This is a genomic window from Rhizorhabdus wittichii (assembly GCF_017607425.1).
Lineage (GTDB): Bacteria > Pseudomonadota > Alphaproteobacteria > Sphingomonadales > Sphingomonadaceae > Rhizorhabdus > Rhizorhabdus wittichii.
The window spans coordinates 5,355,755-5,374,956 of the sequence record NZ_CP059319.1 but is presented as its reverse complement, the minus strand read 5'-3'; the positions used below and the strand labels follow the sequence as shown (position 1 = coordinate 5,374,956).

The window sequence follows — 19,202 nt, the reverse complement described above, 5'->3', positions numbered from 1 at the left end:
GCCTATCCCACCTGCGCCCAGGCGATCCGCGCCAGTTCGGGGAACATCTCCGCGCGCCGGGCGGCCTGGGCGGAGGCGGCGGTGCCGCGGATGACGCGGCCCTTGATGCCGTGGAAGATCGCCGCCATCCGGAAGAAGTTGAATGCGGTGTAGAAGCGGTAATTGGGGATCGACGCCCGCCCGGTGCGCGCGCAATAGGCGGCGATGTAGCTCTCCTCGTCCGGGATGTTGAGCGCCTTCAGCTCGGCCCCGGCGAGCCCCGCGACGATGTGCGGCGGCATGTGGTACATCATCGCGTGATAGGCGAAGTCGGCGAGCGGATGGCCGAGCGTCGACAATTCCCAGTCGAGCACCGCCAGCACGCGCGGCTCGCTCGGGTGGAAGATCATATTGTCTATACGAAAGTCGCCATGGACGATCGCGGTCTCGTCGCCGGGCGGGATGTTCGCGCGCAGCCAGTCGATCACCCGGTCCATGTCGGGATCGCGGCCGGCGTCGGCGTCGTCGAGATATTGCTGCGACCAGCGGCCGATCTGCCGCTCGAAATAATTGCCTGGCCGGCCATAGTCGCCGAGGCCGACCGCTTCGTAATCGACCTGGTGGAGCGCGGCGATCGTCGCGTTCATCGCGTCATAATAGGCCGGGCGGTCGGCCGCCGCGATGCCGGGCAGGGTCGCGTCCCACAGGATGCGGCCCTCGACCATGTCCATGATGTAGAACCAGGTGCCGATGACCGCGTCGTCGGTGCACAAAGCATGGACATGGGCGACGGGGAAGCCCGCCTTCTCCAGCCCGGTCAGCACCTTCGCCTCGCGCTCGACCGCATGCGCGCCCTTGAGGAGCTGGCCCGACGGCTTGCGGCGCAGCACATAGGACCGCCCCGGCGTCACCAGCTTGTAGGTCGGGTTGGACTGGCCGCCCTTGAACTGCTCGACCGTCAGCGGCCCTTCGTAGCCGGGCACATGATCGGCCATCCAGCGCGCCAGCCCCGCCTCGTCGAAGGCAAAGCCGGCACGGACCGGGGTGGTGCCGCTATTCTCGTCCTGGCCGATCCCCCCGCTCATGCCGCATGGGCCCTGGCATGGTCGCGCTTGAGCTTCTTGGCGAGCGACCATTTGTGGACCTCGGTCGGGCCGTCATAGATGCGGAAGGCGCGGATCTCGCGGAAGATCTGCTCGACCACGGTGTCGCGCGACACGCCCATGCCGCCCATCACCTGGATGCAGCGATCGGCGACCCGGTAGAGCGCCTCCGACACCTGCACCTTCGCCATCGAGCTTTCGACCGTGCCGAGCGAGCCGTCGTCGAGCACCCCGGCGCACCAGTCGATCATCAGCTCGGCCTGCTGCAGGTCGATCATGTTCTCGGCCAGCATGAAGCCGACGCCCTCATGGTCGATCAGCTTCTTGCCGAACCCCTCGCGCCGGCAGGCATAGTCGACCGCGATCTCCTGCGCCCGCGTCGCGCAGCCGAGCCAGCGCATGCAATGCGACAGCCGCGCCGGGGAGAGGCGCACCTGGGCATATTTGAACCCCTCGCCGCTCGCGCCCAGCATCTGGCTCTCATGCACGCGGAGGTCGTCGATCAGCACGACCGAATGGCCGCCCGGCATCGAGCTGTCGATCGTCTCCAGCACCCGCTCGATGCGGATCGCCGGATCGGGCAGGTCGACCAGGAACATGCAGGCGCCGTCCTCCGACTTCGCCATGACGATGCCGACCTTCGCTCCGTCGGCGCCGGTGATGAAAGCCTTGCGGCCGTTGATCACCCAATGATCGCCGTCGCGGTGGCACAGCGTCTGCATCATCGACGGGTCGGAACCCGCCCCGCCCTCCAGTGCCGGCTCGGTCATGAAGAAGGCCGAGCGGCTCTCCCCCGACACGAGCTGGTCGAGGAAGCGCGCCTTGAGTTCGGGCGTGCCGATCTTGCCGATCAGGTACATGTTGCCCTCGTCGGGCGCCATGGTGTTGACCGCAAGCGGCCCGAGCGGCGACAGCCCCGACGCCTTGAGCACGATCGCGGTCTCGCGCTGGGTGAGGTGCGATCCGTCGGGCAGGATGTGCGGGGTGAGGACGCCCGCCGCCCGCGCCTTGACGCGCATCTCCTGGACCAGCGCGTCGCTGGGGCCATGGTCGCCGCAGCGCGGGTCCTTCTCATAGGGGATGACGGTTTCGCGGACGAAGGCCTCGACGCGGGCGGCGATCGCAAGGGCGCGTTCGGTCATGGATGATCTTCCTTCAAAGCGAGCTGACGAGGTGGCCGCCATCGGCGACGAGCGCCGATCCGGTCATGTAGGTGGAGGCGTCGGACGCGAGCAGCAGCAGCGGCCCGTCGAGTTCGTGCGCATCGCCGAGGCGGCGCTGCGGTATGCGCTGGATCATCCGCTTGCCGCCCTCCGTCTCCCAGGCGGACCGGTTGAGGTCGGTCTCGATATAGCCGGGGCAGAGCGCGTTCACGCGGATGCCGAAGCGCGCCAGTTCGAGCGCGGCCGACTTGGTGAGCTGGATCGCCGCCGCCTTGGAGATCGCATAGGTCGACACATGGGCGCCCTGCCGCAGGCCCAGGATCGAGGCGATGTTGATGATCGACCCGCCCTTGCCGCGCGCCTTCATCGCCCGCGCCGCCGCCTGGGTGAGCAGGAACATGCCCTTGGCGTTGGTGCCGACCACCCGGTCCCAATCCTCCTCGCTCTGGTCGAGGAAGGGCTTCTCCACCACCACCCCGGCATTGTTGACGAAGATGTCGACGTCGGCGAGCAACGGCTCGATCGCGGCGATGCTGGCGGAATCCGCCACGTCGAGCGCCGCCGTCTCGCACCGCCCGCCCGCCGCCTCGATCCCGGCCGCCACCTCGGCCAGCGCCTCCCGGCGCCGCGCGGCGATGATCAGGGTGGCGCCGGCGCGCGCCAGCACCTGCGCGAAATGGGCGCCGAGCCCGCCCGAGGCGCCGGTGACGAAGGCGGTCTTCCCGCTCAGATCGTGAAGGTCAGGCATCTGGGCTCCTTGCGACTCCATGCGATTGTCTCTCGACTATGGAACAAGATTGTGGAACAATCAATGCCATGACGACCGATGCCGGATCATCGCCCGCCCTCCACTGGCCTGGACCCGAGCCCGCCGGCGCGGCGCGGCGGGTCTATCTCGGCATCCTCCAGGACCTCGAAAGCGGGCGGATGGTGCCCGGCCAGCGGCTGATCGAGACCGACCTCGCCGCCCGGTTCGAGGTCGGCCGCAACGCGGTGCGCGAGGCGATGCAGCATCTGGCGGTGCGCGGGGTGGTCGACCTCAGCCCCAACCGATCGCCCGCGATCCGGCGGCTCGACCTCGCCGAGACCTTCGAGGTGCTCGACGTCGCCGAGGCGATGACCCGGCTCGTCGCGCGCGCCGCCGCGAAGGGGTTCCGCGACGAGCATGGCGCGCTGCTCTCGACGGCGCTCGACGAGCTGGTCGAGGCAGCGCCGGGCGGCGAGGCGGCGGCGTTCAGCCGGGCGCGGCGCGGCTTCTATCGCGCGCTGCTGCTGATCGGCGGCAATCGCGAGGCGCAGCGGCTGTTCCCGGCGATCGGCATCCACATCATCCACGCGCAATATCCGTCGCCCCGGCTGCGCGGCATCCGGCTGGCCGACTATCAGGCGATCGCCCGCGCGATCGCCGCGCGAGACGCCGACGCCGCCGAGCGCGCCGCGACCGGACATGTCGACAATGTCCGCGCCGTGATCCGCGAACTGACGACCGCCCATCCGTAATAAAGCCTGTTTACGGCCGGCGCCGGGACAGTCATGATCGGGCCATGCGGGGGCACATCATCAACATCTTGCTGGCGGGCGCGCTGCTGCTGCCTTCGGTGGCCCGGGCGCAGGACGGGGCCGAGACGCCGGCGGTATCGATCGCCTATAATGCCGCGCTCGTCTCCGACTATCGCTTCCGCGGGATCAGCTACACGACGCGCCATCCCGCCGTGCAGGTGGGCGCGGACCTGACCACCCGATCGGGCTGGTTCCTCGGCACCTGGTGGACCAATGTCTCCGACTACGGCACCTCGAACCTGGAGATCGACCTCTATGGCGGCTATGGCGGCTCGGTCGCGGGGTTCGACTATTCGGCGACGCTCTACACCTATGTCTATCCGGGTGGGGTGAACACCGATTATTACGAGCTGCAGGGGACGATCGCGCGGACGATCGGGCCGGTCACCTCGACCCTGACGCTCGCCTACACGCCCAACCAGTGGAACACCGATCGCGACAATCTCTACGTCGCGCTCGGCAGCGACGTGGCGCTGGGGCAGCTGCCGCTGACCGTGTCGTTCAGCGTCGGCCGCGAGAATGGCAGCTACGACCATAAGTGGGACTGGTCGGCGGGCCTGACCTACAAGCTCGACGCGCTCGACCTGTCGGCCACCTATGTCGACAGCAATTACAAGGGCGCGCTCGAAGCCGGCAAGAACGCCCGCGCCGGCGTCGTCCTGTCGGCCAAGGCCAGTTTCTAGGGACCTGCGGCGATGGTACGGCTCTTCCTCTCGGTCGACATGGCCGGATCGACCCAGTTCAAGGCCCGCTTCACCGACGGCGGAAGCTGGCTCGACACCTTCCGGACCTTCTTCACCAACTTCCCGCTGATGCTCGCCGGGCAGGTCGGCTTCGCCTTCCTGGAGGAAGGGGAGACGCCATCTGTCGAGGTGTGGAAGGTGATGGGCGACGAGGTGATCTTCGTCGCCACCCCGACCAGCGCGGAGGAGCTGGTCAACCTGCTGCTCGCGCTGCTGCGGACGATGAACGCTTATGAAGAGCGCTATCTGGAGGACCTGCCGCTCCGGCTGAAGGGAACCGCCTGGCTCGCCGACTTCGCGGGGCCGAACATCGAGCTGGAGATTCCCGAGCTGTCGGGCGGCGAGAGCGTCCGCGCGATCGACTTCATCGGGCCCGACCTCGACCTCGGCTTCCGCGTCACCAAATTCGCGCGGCCCGCCTGCCTCACCCTGTCGCTCGACGTCGCCGACCTGGTGCTGACCGCCGGCAATGCCGATCAGGTCGCTCTCCACCTGATCGGGGCGGAGGAGCTGAAAGGGGTGATGTTCGGCCGGCCCTATCCGATCCTCTGGATGCTGGAGGCCGGCGAGGACTTCAACTTCATGCCATGGGAGGTGGAGCAGTGCCCGCACATGGCACGAGCCACCGGCATGCCGCCGACGCCCGCCTCCGACATCGAACGGGCGATCGCCAATATCCGCCTCTACCTGCGCAAGATGCACGGGGTGCAGCGGCCCCGGCTGGAGCTCGGCCCGCCCGCCGCCTGAGCGAAACCGACGCGCCGCCTTGCCCCGGCAAGGCGCGCCGATGTCGGGAATGGTGGTGAGGTCGCGCGGCAACGACAGACCCTTCCTCGCGCCGCCGCAGCCAATATTGCCCTATGTTGCCGGATCATTGCCCCGTGTAGCGAAAACGTCACCAACGCGTGGAATAGGCCCGTTCCAGATCACATGCGGCGCCGCGGAAAAATCCTTGCGACGCCTCTTCGACAAGGGGCCCTAAATGTTGAGAAAATCCGCTTTCGCGCTGGCGCTTGCCACCTGCTTCACGTTTTCCGCACAAGCGAAGGCGGCGGATGTGCCGCCCGCGGAGGCGGACAGCGGCGACCTTGAAGGCATCATCGTCATCGGCCGCGGCGAGACCCGCTCGGTCTCGACCCTCGTACCGTCGAACCTCGACGTGCTGCCGCCCGGTACCAGCGTGCAGAAGGCGTTGAACTTCCTGCCGGGCGTCAGCGCGCAGTCGATCGACGCGCTGGGCGTCAACGAACAGTCGCTGTCCCTCCAGGTGCGCGGCTTCAACACCACGCACCTCGGCTACACGCTCGACGGGATGCCGCTCGGCGACGGCGCCTACAACAACTATAACGGCCTCACCATCAGCCGCGCGCTGATCTCGGAGAATCTCGGTCGCGCCGATCTCGCGACGGGCATCGCCGGCCTCGGCATCCCCTCGACCAGCAACCTCGGCGGCGCGTTGACCTATTTCAGCAGCGACCCGGGCAAGGAGCTGGGCCTCAAGGTCAACGGCACCATCGGCAGCGAGAGCAGCAAGCGCGTCTTCGCGCGCCTCGACACCGGCGAGCATGGCGGCTTCTCGGCCTATCTCTCCGGGCAGTACAGCGAACAGGATCTGTTCGTGAACCAGGGTGCCTACAAGAAGTCCACCGGCAAGCAGTTCAACGGCAAGGCGCAGTACGAATTCGAAGGCGGCAAGATCACCGCCTTCGTCGATCTTTCGCGCACCAACCAGGCCGACGACACCTATCTGTCGAAGGACATGCTCGGCCGCCTGGGCTGGGATTGGGCCGGCTATGCGCCGGACTGGCAGTCCTACATCGGCGTCGCCGCTTGTTCCGTGAAGGTCCCGTCGGTCGCCTGCGCCGCCGCGCCGGCACCGCAGAAGAACGCCGACGTCACCTTCACCAACGGCCAGATCCTGCGCAACGACGACCTGTTCTACCTCGCCGGGGATTTCGACCTCACCGAGTCCATCGAGCTGCACGTTCAGGGCTATCACCACGAGGACAAGGGCGCGGGCAACAATTTCATCACCGGCCTGTCGAACCAGGGCACGGCGTCCACCGCCGACGATCTTCCGGTCCAGATCCGCGACACGCGCTACACGATCGATCGCACGGGCGGGCTCGGAAGCCTGAGCTGGACCGTCGGCTTCAACCAGTTCCAGGCAGGCTTCTGGCTGGAGGAGAACACCAGCAGCGCCGCTCGCTACATCCGAACCGACGTCACCGGGCCGTTCAGCCTGGCGAAGTTCCTGAAGGGCCAGCCGTCCACCGCCCAGTGGGTCCAGGAGACCAAGTGGAAGACGCGGCAATTCTACCTTCAGGACACGGTCGCGCTATTCGACGACGCGCTGAGCGTCGAATTCGGCTTCAAGGGCACCTATTCGAAGTCGGATGCCCGGGCGATCGACGGCATCGCCGCGACGCCGCCGCCGACCTCCAGCCAGTTCGCGACCGGCACGCTGGTGGCCAAGGACTATTTCCTGCCGCAGGCCGGCCTGCGCTGGAAGATCGCGCCCGAGCACGAGGTCTATGCCAGCTATTCCGAGAACATGGCGATGTACCAGGGCGGCTTCAAGCTCGGCCCGCAGTCGGTGTCGCAGGCGGTCTGGGACCTGCAGGGCAAGACGCTGAAGCCCGAGACCTCGAAGAGCTTCGACGGCGGCTATCGCTATGTGAGCGGCCCGCTGCAGGTTTCGCTGGCCGCCTATTGGGTGAAGTTCGACAACCGCCTGCTGCAGTACAATCCCTGCCCGACCAACCAGCAGCAGAACCCGGGCTGCGGCAATTCCTTCCACAACGCCGGCAGCGTCACGAGCAGGGGCGTGGAACTCGGGGTGCTGTGGAACCCGCTGCCGTGGCTGAGCTGGTACAACTCGGCCTCGTACAACAAGTCCACCTATGACGACGACCTCAACTTCTGCACGGCCACCTGCGTGCTCAAGGCCACGGCCGGCAAGCAGCAGGTCGACACGCCGAAGAAGATGGCCGCGAGCACGCTGAGCCTCAAATATGCCGGCTTCTCCGCCTCGGTGCAGGGCAAATATACCGGCCGCCGCTATTATACCTACACCAACGACCAGAGCTTCGGCGGCTATGTCACCGTTGACCTCGGCCTTGGCTACAGCTTTGGCGACGTCGGCCCGCTGAAGGGCGCGAAGCTGTCGCTGAACGTCACCAACCTGACCAACAAGCGCTACGCGTCGAACTTCGACAGCAGCGTGTTCGCGCCGGATGACGCGGCGGGCACCATCCTGGTGTTCCACTCGTCGGCGCCGCGGCAGGTCTTCGGCACGATCGGCTTTGACTTCTAAGCGCCTGCGCGCCGCGCTGATCCTGGCGTGGCTCCTCCCCGCCCTCCCCGCCCTGGCGGGCGGGGAGGAGCCCATCACCCGGCCGCATCTCGATCGGACCATCGGCCCGCGCAGCGTCTCGCTGCGCGGGCGGACCTTCGTCGACCACGGGCTGGTCGGCACCGGCCGGCTACCGGCGGGCACCGTCGATTTCCTCGGCGACACGCTCGGTTCCTTCTCCTCGCTGCAAATCCAGCCCGGTAGCTGGAAGAGCGTCGGCGACCATTATGAAGCCATCCTCTGGACGCTGCCGGACCGGGGCCGCAACGATCCCGCGGCGAAGCTGTTCTTCGACTATCCGGCGCGGCTGGAACGCCTGCGCATCCGCTTCACACCGGGCAACGGCCGGCTCGATCTCATTCCTGACGGCGGCCTCAAGCTGCGCGACTTTCGCGGCAGGCCGTTCACCGGCGCCGATCCGGACACGGGCACGCTGACGGAACGCGGCATGCTGCTGCCCGCCCCGGCCGGCGGCATCGGCGGCGGCAAGGTGTCGCTCGACGCCGAGGCGTTGCAGTTCAGGCGCGACGGCGGTTTCTACGTCGGCGACGAATATACGGCCAACATCTACCATTTCGACCGGCGCGGCCGTTTGCGCGGCGTGATACGACCACCGGCGGCGATCGCTCCCCGCCGCGACGGGCGGCCCGCCTTCGGTTCGCTGCGAACGCCCGATACCGGCCGGCGCAACAACCAGGGGCCGGAAGGCATGTCGCTGTCGCCCGATGGCCGCACCTTGTTCGTGGCCTTGCAGAGCGCGCTGATGCAGGACAGCGCCGCCGGCAACGCGGCCGGCCGCACCGACATACGCGTGCTGGTCTACGATGTGAGCCGCACGCCGACGCCGGCGCGGCCCGTCGCGCATCATGTGATGCAGCTTCCGGCCTATAGCGCGGCCGGCAACGGCGGAGCACCCGATCGCACCGCCGCGCAGAGCGAGATCCGCGCGCTCGACGACCACAGCTTCCTGATGCTCGCCCGCGATGGCGCGGGTCGTGGCGCGGCCGGTGGGGCGCCCATCGTCTACAAGAGCGTCCTGCTGGTCGACGTCGCCGGCGCGACCAACCTCGCCGGCACGGACTATGAGACCGGCACCGCGTCCCTGCTGCGGGACAAGGCGGGCACGGCGCTGCGGCCGGACATCGTCCCGGCCAACTGGGCCGAACTAGTGAACATGCTCAATCCCGTACAGCTCGCGCACTTCGGACTCGACGTCGAAGCGCTGTCCGAAAAATGGGAAGCGATGGATCTCGCGCCCGTGCTGGAGCCGGATCATCCGGCCGACTATTTCCTGTTCGTCGGCAACGACAACGACTTCATCGCGCGCCGCTGCCGGATGTCCGGCCAGTCCTGCGACGCGGCTTTCGACAATGACAGCCGGATACTCGTCTATCGGATAAGCCTGCCGACACCGTTGCGGTAGCCGGCCATGGCCAGGATGGCGGACCGCCCCCCGCGCTTGGGGGCGATCGATTTCCATGATAGCCTCGCCGGATTGTCTTTGTTCGCCTTTGGGGAAAGGAGAACGGCGGTGCCCCATCTTCTCAAAGCCGCCGCGCTCGCCGGTGTCGGCTTCTCGCTCGCCAGCTTCATGCCTCCGCCGGTCTTCTCGGCCGCATCGCTCGACGCGCTCGATCCCAGCCGGATCGCCGCCTCGCTCTGCGGCGGAGGGCGGACGGGCGCGCCGCTGGCCCGGGCGCTGCTGATCGCCGCCACGGTCGCCGCGCCGGCCAGCGAAGCGCTGCCGATCCCGCTCTACCCCGACCTCGCCGCCTCGCCCTTCCCGGTCTCGACGCGCGATCCCCAGGCCCGGCGCTATTTCAGCCAGGGCCTGTTGCTCAGCTACGGCTTCAACCATGCCGGCGCGGTCCGCTCCTTCCGCGAAGCGCAGCGCCTCGATCCCGACTGCGCGATGTGCTGGTGGGGCGAGGCGATGGCGCTCGGCCCCAACATCAACGCCCCGATGGATGAGCGCGATCGCGACGCGGCCCTCCGCGCGATGGACCGGGCGATGGCGCTGCGCGGCGGCGCATCGCCGATGGAACAGGCGCTGATCGAGGCGATCGCCCGGCGCTATGCGCGCGATCCCCAGGCGGACCGCGCCGCGCTCGACGCCGCCTATGCCGACGCGATGCTCGATGCCGCGCGGCGCTTCCCGGCCGACGACGACGTCGCGGTGCTCGCCGCCGAAGCCGCGATGGACACCACCCCATGGAACTACTGGGAGGCCGACAGGAAGACGCCGGTCGGCCGCAGCGGCGACGCCGTCCGGCTGATCGAGGCCGTCCTCCGGCGCAACCCGTCGCAGGCCCAGGCGGCCCATCTCTACATCCACCTGCTGGAGGCCAGCGATCCCGAGCGGGCCGAGGCCGCGGCGGACCGGCTGGCGGCGCCCCTCCTCCCCAGCGCCGCGCATCTCGTCCACATGCCGGGCCATATCTACCAGTTGCGCGGCCGCCACGCGGATTCGATCCGGGTCAACGTCGCCGCCGCGCGCGCCGACGAGGCGTTCATCCGCAGCGCCGGCGATCACGGCATGGTCCGCTACGGCTATTATCCGCACAACATCCATTTCATCGTGACCAGCGCGCAGATGGCCGGGGACATGCCGACGGCGATCCGCGAGGCGCGGCGGCTCAGGACCGTGCTCGATCCGGAAACCTCGGCGCGGATGGCCTGGATACAGGCGATCGACGCCGCGCCCTATTTCGCCATGGCGCAGTTCGCCGAGCCGGCGGCGATCCTCGCTTTGCCCGCCCCCGATCCGCGCCTGTCCTATCCGGCGGCGATGCGCCATTATGCGCGCGGCATCGCCTATGCCCAGCGCCGCGACAAGGCCGGCTTCGACCGCGAGATCGCGGCGATGGCCCGGCTCGGAACGTCGGACGGAATGAAGGCGATGGTCGACCAGGGGGTCCCCGCGCCCGATCTGGTGCGGCTGGCCGAACTGGTCGCGCGCGGGCGCTTCGCCACTGCGAGCGGCGCCTATGACGAGGCGATCGACTTCTATCACCAGGCCGCCGCGATCGAGGCGACCATTCCCTATCAGGAGCCCGCCTACTGGTATTATCCGGTGCGGCAGTCGCTGGGCGCGGCACTGTTCCTGGCGGGCCGGCACGATGCCGCGAGCGATGCCTTCCGCGCCGCGCTCGCCCAGACCCCGAACAATGGCTGGGCGCTCTACGGCCTCGCCCGCAGCGAAGCGGCACAGGGCCGCAAGCTCGAGGCCGCGGCGGCGCGAAAGGCCTGGTCGAAAGCCTGGCTGGGCGATCCGCGCTGGCTCCGCATGGAGCGGTTGTGACCATCAGGCCCTTTGCCTGATCCGCTCCAGCCTATTGTTTTACCGCGATTTCCGAGACGGCAGATGTTTCCATCCGCCTGGCAATCGCTCTAGCGCCTGACCACCAGGATCGCGATGTCGTCGAACTGCGGCGCGGTGCCGACGAAGGCGCCGACCCGGTCGGCGAGGCTGGTGGCGATCGAGCGGGCGGTGCGGTCGGCGGGCAGGGCCGCGAGCGTCTCGACGATGCCCTCGACGGTGAACTGCGCCTCGTCGGCGCGGGTCGCCTCCGACACGCCGTCGGTGAACAGCACCAGCGCATCGCCCTTGTCGAGCCGCACGACCGCGCCGTCGAACGCGACGTCGTCGAACACGCCGAGCGCCATGCCCTCGGGCTTGTCGAGCCGGGTCACGCGGCCATCGGCGCGGAGCAGGTAGGGCGCCTCATGGCCCGCGTCGCTATAGGCGACGGTGCCGTCGCGCAGGTCGATGATCCCGGCGAAGGCGGTGACGAACAGGTTCGCCGCATTGTCGCGCGCCAGTTCGGCATTGACCCGCGCCATCAGGTCGGCGGTCGACACGGCCGACAGCGCGTTCGCCTTGAACAGGGTGCTGGTCATCGCCATGAACAAGGCCGCTGGCACGCCCTTGCCCGACACGTCGCCGATCACGAAGAACAGCCGGTTCTCGTCGATCATCACATAGTTGTAGAGATCGCCGCCGACCTCCTTGGCCGGTTCGAGCAGCGCGTAGATGTCGATGTCGTCGCGCTCGGGGAAGGGCGGGAAGCGGCGCGGGACCATGCCGATCTGGATGTCGCGCGCGGCCGACAGCTCGCCCTCGACCCGCTCGCGCGCCGCCGTCGCCGCCTGGATCTCGATCAGGTAGCGTTGCAGGCGGGAGATCATCCCCGACATCGCCTCGGCCAGGCTGCCCACCTCGTCGGCGCGCGAGCCGCTGATCGCCTGCATCGCGCGCATCTCCTCCTCGTTCGACTGGAAGCTGCGCTCCTCGATATTGCGGGTGTAGGAGGTCAGCCGTTCGAGCGGCCCGGTGATCCGGGTGATCAGCAGCGACCCGACCACCATCGACAGGACGAAGGTCGCGAAGCCGACCAGGATCGAGGTTCGCAGCGCGCCGGCCAGCCGCTGGTCGAGCGAATCGAGCGCGATGTCGGCGCCGATGACGTGGATGCGCCCGTCGGGCGATCGCACCGGCATGTAGATCGACCGGAAGCGGCCGAAGCTGTCCTCATATTCGTCGAAGCGGATGCGGCCGTCCTGGAAGCTGCGGTAGAGCTTGTCGGGGGCGGTGTCGTAGCGGGTGAAGAAGCCGGTCTCGGTGCCCTCGCGGATCTCCCGCTGGGTCGCGCTGGTCGCCACCGTGTAGATGTGCGGCCCGAACCGCATATAGCTGTAGACATAGACGAGGTTCGAGCGGTTGGAGAAGCGCGACAGCCGCGCCTGGAGCCGGTCGAACTCGGCGGTCGGGATCGAATCGGGGCCCTGGATGCGGCGGTGATAGCCCTGCGGGATGATCTCGCGCGCCGCATGCACCGCGGTCATCAGCCGGTCGTCTATGCCGCTGATGATCTCCCGCCGGTCGATCGAATAGAGCATCGTCGAATAGGCGACCGCGGCGACGAGGTTGAGCACGAACAGCAGCAGCAGCAATTGCGGCCGCAGGCCGAAGCGGCGACGGCGCTCGATCTCGGTCACGCGATCTTGCCCCTTGCATCCACCTGCAATCCCCCCGAAGCTGTTGCCCACGCTCGACCAGACCTTGATCGTTTCAGGCTGAATCAGCCTGAAACGTGAATCAAGGTCTCAACATTTTGAAGAGAGCCTGATTCATGCCATCGGCGGAAGCGCAAAGCGCTTCCACCTCAGACGATCAGGCTCTATCGCACCGGCGGGGCGCCAGCGGTAGCCCCAACGGCATGAAGGGGGAACTTTGGGGGGCTTCGTCAACCGGCTGCTGCGCGTCGTCCCCGGCGAATGGCCGAAGCTCGCCCAGTTCGGGCTGCTCGGCTTCCTCCTGCAAATGGGGCTCGGCATCGGCTTCAGCGCCGGCGACGCCGCCTTCCTGGCGCATGCAGGGGCCGACCGGCTGGCGCTGATCTTCATGATGACGCCGGCGATCATGCTGGTCTACACGGCGGCCTTCTCCTACCTGATGGTCCGCTTCTCGATCGACCGGGTGATCGACGCGACGATCGCGCTGCTCGTCGTCGGCGGGCTGCTATCCTACGCCGTGCTCGGGCTCGACCTGCCGCCGCACTGGCAGCTTCCCGTCTATATCGGGCTGAAGCTCTATCTCGCGATGTGGTACATCGCGCTCTACACCCAGTTCTGGAACTATACCGACGGCTATTTCGCCATCCAGGACGGCAAGCGGCTGTTCCCGCTGCTCGCCGCCGCGACCGCGCTGGGCATGACCTGCGGCGGCCTGATCGTCAGCCAGCTCGCCGGCACGGTGTCGCTGCGCGGCTTCTTCCTGATCTGGGCGGGCATCGCCGCCGTCACCTTCCCGGTCGCGCTCGGGCTGCGCCGCCGCTGGACGCGGATCGCCGACAGCGAGGTCGAGGCGGCCGAGGAAGGCGTCGGGCGGCAGGTGCGCCAGGTCGCCGACACCTTCCGCAGCTCGCGCTACACGCTGGTGCTGACGCTGATCCTGTTCGTCACCCTGCTGATGACCAACCTCGCCGAATTCCAATATTCGGCCATGTTCGAACAGGGCCGCAGCGAGGCCGAGCTCGCCAGCCTGCTCGGCACCCTCTACGCGGCGGCGAACATCTTCAACGTCATCGTCTGCCTGTTCGTCTTCAACCGGCTGGTCGGACGGATCGGGGTGCGCAACGTCGCGCTGATCATGCCGCTGTCCTATTTCGCGGCGTTCGGCTTCCTGTTCGTGACCGGCTCGTTCGAAGGGGCGCTGGCCGCCTTCTTCGCCTATCACGGCGTCCTCACCTCGATCGAGTACAACAACCAGAACCTGCTGTTCAACGCCGTCCCGGCCGAGACCAAGCGCCCCGTCCGCACCATCGTCGAGGGGCTGGCCGAGCCGCTGGCCAGCTTCATCGCCGGCGGCTTCCTGCTGGTCTTCGCCGATCGCACCGACATCCGCGACCTGTCGGGGCTCGGCGTCATCCTCGGCCTCGTCCTGCTGCTGGTCGTGATCATGCTGCGCCAGCTCTATCCCGCGGCGATGGCGCGCAACATGCGGTCGATGCTGCTCGACGTCGGCAAGGGGCGCGGGGTGGCGCCCGCCGCCGACACCGGCGGCGCCGATACCGACGCGCTGCTCGAACATTTGCGCTCGCGCGACCCCGCCGTCCGGGCGGAGGCGATCACCCGGCTCGCCGCGGGCCGCGACCTCGAAGCACTGCCCCGCATCCTCGACCGCGCCTCCTGGCTCTCCCCGGCCGACCGCCACGATATCGAGACGATGATCATCGGCTGGGGCGACACCGCCATCCCCCGCCTGGTCTCGGCGGTCCCGGACCCGACCTTCCGCTATCGCGGCCGGGCCATGGCGGCGCGCGCGCTCGCCCAGCTCTCCTATCCGCTCTTCTCGTCGCAGCTCGACGCACTGGTCCGGGCCGAGCTGGAGCGCGCCGAGCCGCGCTTCGTGCTGGCCGAGGCGCTGGAGGCGATGCCCGAGCCGACCCGCGCCACCCGCCTGCTCGCCCGGCTCCAGCGGCAGCTGATCGGCAAGGGCACCGACTTCGTGATCGAGCTGCTCGCGCTCGGCGGCCGGCTGCCCGACTTCGACCTGCTGATCGTCACGCTCCATTCGAAGAATCCGAAGGTTCGCGGCAATGCGATCGAGACGATCGAGAACGGCGTCGACCACGCCACCTTCCTGCTGCTGAAGGGGCTGCTCGACGAGCGCGCGGCGGGGTCGCCGGCCGGCGGTGCGCGGCTGCTCGCGATGCTCGAGGAGCGGCTGGCCTCGCCCGACCCGCTCGAACTGGTCACCGCCGCGCAGTCGATCCGCGACCTGGTGCCGGCCGAAGAGCTTGGCCCCCGACTGCGCAGGGCGCTCCGCCCCGACCTCTACCTGCTCGAACGCGCCGACCTGGCGACGCTGCTCGCCCTGCCCGGCGCGGGGCCGCGCACCATGGTCGACAAGATCGACGCGATCGCCGCCTTCCCCGATTTCGCCGCCGCGTCGATCGACGTGCAGGCGCGGCTGGCGATCAAGCTGCGTGACGCGCCGCCGGAGAAGGACGTCCGCCGGGTCGACGTCGACGGCGTGACGATGTGGCTGTCCAACGCCTATACGCTCGACCTCGCCGCCCGGAATGTCGATCTGGCGCTGGCGATGTACCGCGCCTCGGACGATCGCGCCTATGCGGCGTAGCGGCCTGCCGATCCGGACGCTGCTGCTGCGCGTCTTCCTGCCCGCCGTCGCGGTCGTCGCGATCGGACTGGGGCTGCTCGCCTATGACCGGATCTACACCTCGATCGTCGACGGCTTCGACCGCAAGCTGATCGCGACCAGTGCGCTGACCGGGGCGCTGCTCGACGCGCGCGACCATGACGCGCTGATCGCCATCGCCCGCGCCAAGCCCGACAGCGACGCGGCCGAGCACAGCGCCGAATATCTCCACGCCGTGCTGCCGATGCGGCGCATCCTGCACGAGCTCGACATCACCTATCTCTACACCCAGGTGCTGGGCGGATCGCAGGACGTGATCTACGTGCTCGACGCGACGGTGGGCGAGGACCATTCGCCGATCGGCGCGGAGGACGACCTGCCGGCCGAGACGCTGGCCGGCATCCGCCGCGCGACGGCGCAGGGGACCGTCCACCTCTCGCCGATCGAATTCCAGCAGCAATGGGGGCTGCTCAAGACCGCCGCCGCGCCGGTCCGCGATCAGCGGGGCAGGATCGTCGCCACCGCCGGCGCCGACGTCAACGTCTCGCTGATCCGCGTCGCGACCCAGAACGCGCTGTTCGTCAGCGTCGTGATCGGCCTCGCCTCGCTGCTCGGCTGCGCGTTCGTCACCCTCCTCACCGTGCGCCGCATCGCCGAGCCGCTCGACCGGCTGCGGCGCGAGGCGCTGCGCATCGCCGGCGGCGATCACCGCCCGCTCGACCGCTTCCCCGCGCCGCGCGACATCGCCCAGCTGCAGGCGGCGCTCGCCGCCAGCACCGCCGAAACCACCGGCAAGCTCGCCGACGCCCGCGACCGCCGTGCCGTCGCGATCCGCGCGGCGGGCATCGCCGAAACCGAGGCTGCGCTGGCGCGGCGGGGGCAAGCATCCGACCGCCTGGCCTTCACCGGCGCGGTCGCTGACGACGGCCTGCCGCTGCGCCGGGCGGCAGCGGCGCGACTGGCCGACCGGGTCGCCACCGATCCGGCGCTCGCCGCGCGGATCGAGGCGGAGGGCCCTCCGCTCGCGCTGGCGCCCGGCGAGCGCGCCGCCGTCCGGCTCGACGACGGCCGCGAGCTGCCGATCGGAGCCGGGGCATGATCGAGCGGCTGCGCGCCCTGCCCGGCTTCGAGGCGCTCGACGACGAGGTCCTGGCAAGGATCGTCGCGCGCGCGCCGCTTCGCACGGTAGCGCCCGGCCAGGTCGTGCTGGCGGCCGGCGGCGTCGCCGAAACGCTGTTCGCCTGCATCGAGGGTGGACTGGCCGGGCCGGACGGAAGCGCGCTCCCGCCGGTCTATGACGCGCCCGGCCTGCTGTTCGGCCTCGCCGCGCCCCGCGACGGCCTCGCCGGCCCGGCGGGCGCGACGCTGCTCGCCGTCGCCAAGCCGCACGTCTTCACCATCGCCCGCGAATTCCCCGAATTCGTCGTGTCGCTGATGCATCGCAACGGGATGCCGCGATGAGCGTCCGCACCGTCATCATCCTGCTCGCGCTGCCGCTGTTCCTGTTCCTCGCCGGGATCAACAGTGCCCTGCTCTATCGGCAGGAGACGAGTCACATGGAGGCGGGCCTGCGCGGCGAAGCGCTCGCCGCCGCCGTGACGGTGGCCGAGTTCGCGCGGCAGGCCGACGATCCCTTCGCCGAGCTGGGCGAAACCGGCCGGCGGGCGGCGCTGCGCGACGCGGCGCACAAGATACCGGGGCTCGTCTCGCTCTATCTCGTGCGGCCGGGCGGCCCGCTCCTGAACCTGCTCGATACCCCCGCCGTCGCGCGGAAGGGGCTGGTCCTGCCGGCCAGGGCGCATGTGGTGCGCGACTGGGTCGATGCGGAGGGCGATCCGCTCGTCACCGCGATCGCCCCCGACGGGCATGGCGCGATGGTGGTCGCGGAGATCAGCGCCGAACCGCTCGCGCGTCGCGCCTTCCATCTCAAGCGGCTGTCGGCGGCGCTGATCGCGGGATCGGCGGCGCTCGCGGTGCTGCTCGGCCTGATCGTCGCGCGCCGGGTCGGGCGCGCCTTCAACCGCACCCGCGCGATCATCGAGACGCGGGCCGGCGCGGACGATGACCGGGCGCTCGGCATCCGCGAGGTCCGCGACCTGGCCGACGCGATCGGCCTGCTCGACAAGAGCGTGGCGAGCGAGCTCGAACGCCTCGCCCAGCGCCCCGGCGGCGGCCTGATGGACGGCATCGCGGCGCTGAGGGAGCGCCACCTGCCTGGCATCGAACGGACCGAAGGCGGGGTCGCGCTGTCGATCCGCCCCCTGCCCGAGGCCCCGGCCGGCGCCGTGCACGTCGCCCTGCCCTGCCCCGACGGCGGCTGGGCGATCGCGCTGGGCGTGGCGGACGGCGAGCCTGCCGAGGCGCTCGCCGCCGCGATCGCCGCGCGCGACCATGTCGCGGCCGGGCCAGCCTCCGCCTTCCGCGACCGGCTGGAGCTGGCCGCGCAGGCGTTCGGCATCGACTGGCGGGTGATCGCGACCGGCGCGACCGACGGCGCCTTCGCGCTCGCGGCCGACGCCGCCGCGATCGATGCCTATCGCAGGCTCAATCCGGGCTTGTCGGCGGAGGCGCTGGCCGCCGACCTCGCGATCCTGTTCGCAGAGAGCGGCATCGTCGCCGCGGTGAGGCCGGTCTAGAGATCTATTCCGCTCATCCTGAGGAGCCATTGAGCGAAGGCGAAATGGCATCTCGAAGCTCCTTCGAGACGGGCCTTCGCCAAAGCTCAGTCCCTCCTCAGGACGAGTGGGTCGGACAAATTCTAGCCGAGCGAGGCGATCGCCGCGTCGACGTCGGCTTCGATCGCGAAGATCTTCGAGAAGCCGCTGATATCGAACACCTCGCGCACCGCCGGTGCGACGCCGGTGATGACCAGCCGGTGCCCGGCGGCCTTCGCGCCCTTGGCGCCGATCAGCAGGACGCGCAGCCCGGCCGAACTGACATAGGGGACCCCGGACAGGTCGACGACGACCGCGCCATGATCGCGGACGCGGGCCGGCAACACCGCCTCCAGCTCGCCCGCCGTGGTGCTGTCGATGCGGCCGGCGGCCGAAATCACGAGGGTGCCGTCTCGGCTATTTTCGCTGATGTCCATCTGGTCTAGAATCCGCTCCGGCTCCGGCTCGTCGGCGTCGCTGCATATCAGGAGTGGGTCTCGATTTACCACAGGATTATCGTAGGCGGCGGCGCGGCGAAACGGCGGGCGGCACGGCGACATGGGGGCTAGGTTCGAACGCTCCCTGCCCGCCGGCGCGGCCGGTCTTCCCGCATTGCTCGCGGAGATAGAGACCTGGCTGGACGCCGCCGGGGTCCCGCCCGTCGAGGCGGCGCGGATGATGATCGCGTTCGACGAGGTGCTGAGCAACATCGCCAAGCATGGCGGCGGGATGCTGTCGGTCTCGCTGGCGATCGCCGACCGGCGCCTCGCCGCCACCATCGTCGACGACGGCCCACCCTTCGACCCGCTCGCCCGCGAGGCACCCGATACCGATCTCGACATCGACGACCGCGCGATCGGCGGGCTCGGCATCCACCTGGTCCGGCAATTGATGGACGACGTCGCCTATGCCCGCGACGAGGATCGGAACCGGCTGATCTTTAGCAAGACTTTCTGAGCTTTTCGGCCTATCCTGCCGCCGG

16 protein-coding genes are annotated in these 19,202 nt (G+C 69.1%); 11 read left to right on the top strand and 5 right to left on the bottom strand.

Features of this window, described 5'->3' with window-relative positions:
• Positions 1–2 precede the first annotated feature (2 nt).
• The 3 genes from HRJ34_RS25545 to HRJ34_RS25535 are packed head-to-tail and all read right to left on the bottom strand — an operon-like array spanning position 3 to position 2,993.
• On the bottom strand, positions 3–1,064 hold the full coding sequence (locus HRJ34_RS25545; RefSeq protein ID WP_030092047.1) for a phosphotransferase: 1,062 nt from the start codon (positions 1,062–1,064) through the stop codon (positions 3–5).
• Positions 1,061–2,224: an acyl-CoA dehydrogenase family protein gene (locus tag HRJ34_RS25540; RefSeq protein ID WP_030092048.1), complete on the bottom strand. Its 1,164-nt coding sequence runs from the start codon at positions 2,222–2,224 to the stop codon at positions 1,061–1,063. Before HRJ34_RS25540 ends, HRJ34_RS25545 begins: the two co-directional genes overlap by 4 nt.
• A 13-nt stretch (positions 2,225–2,237) precedes the next feature.
• Positions 2,238–2,993, bottom strand: a complete 756-nt coding sequence (locus HRJ34_RS25535; protein ID WP_208632825.1) for an SDR family NAD(P)-dependent oxidoreductase — start codon at positions 2,991–2,993, stop codon at positions 2,238–2,240.
• Positions 2,994–3,061: 68 nt separating this feature from the next.
• Between HRJ34_RS25535 and HRJ34_RS25530 the strand changes: the two genes are divergently transcribed.
• The 6 genes from HRJ34_RS25530 to HRJ34_RS25505 all read left to right on the top strand — a co-directional run bounded on the left by HRJ34_RS25530 (position 3,062) and on the right by HRJ34_RS25505 (position 11,204).
• Positions 3,062–3,745, top strand: a complete 684-nt coding sequence (locus HRJ34_RS25530) for a GntR family transcriptional regulator (RefSeq protein ID WP_030092050.1) — start codon at positions 3,062–3,064, stop codon at positions 3,743–3,745.
• Between the two features lie 44 nt (positions 3,746–3,789).
• Entirely contained in the window at positions 3,790–4,488 is a 699-nt protein-coding gene (locus HRJ34_RS25525; protein ID WP_208632824.1) for a TorF family putative porin, read from the top strand.
• 12 nt (positions 4,489–4,500) lie between these two features.
• Positions 4,501–5,295 (top strand): hypothetical protein, encoded by a 795-nt coding sequence (locus HRJ34_RS25520; protein ID WP_011952324.1) that lies wholly within the window; start codon positions 4,501–4,503, stop codon positions 5,293–5,295.
• A 235-nt stretch (positions 5,296–5,530) separates the two neighbouring features.
• Entirely contained in the window at positions 5,531–7,864 is a 2,334-nt protein-coding gene (locus HRJ34_RS25515; protein WP_208632823.1) for a TonB-dependent receptor, read from the top strand.
• The gene (locus HRJ34_RS25510) at positions 7,854–9,326 is read left to right on the top strand and encodes an esterase-like activity of phytase family protein (protein WP_208632822.1); all 1,473 of its coding nucleotides are present in this window, start codon (positions 7,854–7,856) and stop codon (positions 9,324–9,326) included. The genes HRJ34_RS25515 and HRJ34_RS25510 overlap by 11 nt, the downstream gene beginning before the upstream one ends.
• Before the next feature lie 6 nt (positions 9,327–9,332).
• Positions 9,333–11,204 (top strand): hypothetical protein, encoded by a 1,872-nt coding sequence (locus tag HRJ34_RS25505; protein ID WP_208632821.1) that lies wholly within the window; start codon positions 9,333–9,335, stop codon positions 11,202–11,204.
• A gap of 89 nt (positions 11,205–11,293) precedes the next feature.
• On the opposite strand, the gene HRJ34_RS25500 is transcribed toward HRJ34_RS25505, so the two are convergent.
• Entirely contained in the window at positions 11,294–12,901 is a 1,608-nt protein-coding gene (locus HRJ34_RS25500; RefSeq protein WP_011952328.1) for a PP2C family protein-serine/threonine phosphatase, read from the bottom strand.
• 235 nt (positions 12,902–13,136) lie between these two features.
• Between HRJ34_RS25500 and HRJ34_RS25495 the strand changes: the two genes are divergently transcribed.
• From HRJ34_RS25495 to HRJ34_RS25480, 4 genes are read left to right on the top strand one after another with little or no spacing between them, the layout of a single operon-like run.
• Positions 13,137–15,548, top strand: coding sequence for an MFS transporter (locus HRJ34_RS25495; protein WP_208632820.1), 2,412 nt, complete (start codon positions 13,137–13,139; stop codon positions 15,546–15,548).
• Positions 15,538–16,665 (top strand): histidine kinase, encoded by a 1,128-nt coding sequence (locus tag HRJ34_RS25490; RefSeq protein ID WP_208632819.1) that lies wholly within the window; start codon positions 15,538–15,540, stop codon positions 16,663–16,665. The genes HRJ34_RS25495 and HRJ34_RS25490 overlap by 11 nt, the downstream gene beginning before the upstream one ends.
• Complete coding sequence (locus HRJ34_RS25485) at positions 16,662–17,027, top strand: cyclic nucleotide-binding domain-containing protein (protein ID WP_016746064.1); 366 nt, start codon at positions 16,662–16,664, stop codon at positions 17,025–17,027. Before HRJ34_RS25490 ends, HRJ34_RS25485 begins: the two co-directional genes overlap by 4 nt.
• A complete protein-coding gene (locus HRJ34_RS25480; protein ID WP_208632818.1) occupies positions 17,024–18,202 on the top strand; it encodes a hypothetical protein in 1,179 nt (392 codons plus the stop codon). Before HRJ34_RS25485 ends, HRJ34_RS25480 begins: the two co-directional genes overlap by 4 nt.
• A gap of 122 nt (positions 18,203–18,324) precedes the next feature.
• Here HRJ34_RS25480 and HRJ34_RS25475 read toward each other — a convergent pair whose 3' ends face one another.
• Complete coding sequence (locus tag HRJ34_RS25475; RefSeq protein ID WP_037506278.1) at positions 18,325–18,657, bottom strand: STAS domain-containing protein; 333 nt, start codon at positions 18,655–18,657, stop codon at positions 18,325–18,327.
• A 121-nt stretch (positions 18,658–18,778) separates the two neighbouring features.
• On the opposite strand from HRJ34_RS25475, the gene HRJ34_RS25470 reads away from it, so the two are divergent.
• Entirely contained in the window at positions 18,779–19,177 is a 399-nt protein-coding gene (locus HRJ34_RS25470) for an ATP-binding protein (protein WP_011952334.1), read from the top strand.
• Positions 19,178–19,202 lie beyond the last annotated feature (25 nt).

Coding starts and splice junctions, on each gene's coding strand:
- HRJ34_RS25535 (WP_208632825.1), bottom strand. CDS start 2,993: ATGCCTGACCTTCACGATCTGAGCGGGAAGACCGCCTTCGTCACCGGC.
- HRJ34_RS25470 (WP_011952334.1), top strand. CDS start 18,779: ATGGGGGCTAGGTTCGAACGCTCCCTGCCCGCCGGCGCGGCCGGTCTT.
- HRJ34_RS25525 (WP_208632824.1), top strand. CDS start 3,790: ATGCGGGGGCACATCATCAACATCTTGCTGGCGGGCGCGCTGCTGCTG.
- HRJ34_RS25490 (WP_208632819.1), top strand. CDS start 15,538: ATGCGGCGTAGCGGCCTGCCGATCCGGACGCTGCTGCTGCGCGTCTTC.
- HRJ34_RS25530 (WP_030092050.1), top strand. CDS start 3,062: ATGACGACCGATGCCGGATCATCGCCCGCCCTCCACTGGCCTGGACCC.
- HRJ34_RS25545 (WP_030092047.1), bottom strand. CDS start 1,064: ATGAGCGGGGGGATCGGCCAGGACGAGAATAGCGGCACCACCCCGGTC.
- HRJ34_RS25485 (WP_016746064.1), top strand. CDS start 16,662: ATGATCGAGCGGCTGCGCGCCCTGCCCGGCTTCGAGGCGCTCGACGAC.
- HRJ34_RS25515 (WP_208632823.1), top strand. CDS start 5,531: ATGTTGAGAAAATCCGCTTTCGCGCTGGCGCTTGCCACCTGCTTCACG.
- HRJ34_RS25505 (WP_208632821.1), top strand. CDS start 9,333: ATGGCCAGGATGGCGGACCGCCCCCCGCGCTTGGGGGCGATCGATTTC.
- HRJ34_RS25540 (WP_030092048.1), bottom strand. CDS start 2,224: ATGACCGAACGCGCCCTTGCGATCGCCGCCCGCGTCGAGGCCTTCGTC.
- HRJ34_RS25480 (WP_208632818.1), top strand. CDS start 17,024: ATGAGCGTCCGCACCGTCATCATCCTGCTCGCGCTGCCGCTGTTCCTG.
- HRJ34_RS25520 (WP_011952324.1), top strand. CDS start 4,501: ATGGTACGGCTCTTCCTCTCGGTCGACATGGCCGGATCGACCCAGTTC.
- HRJ34_RS25475 (WP_037506278.1), bottom strand. CDS start 18,657: ATGGACATCAGCGAAAATAGCCGAGACGGCACCCTCGTGATTTCGGCC.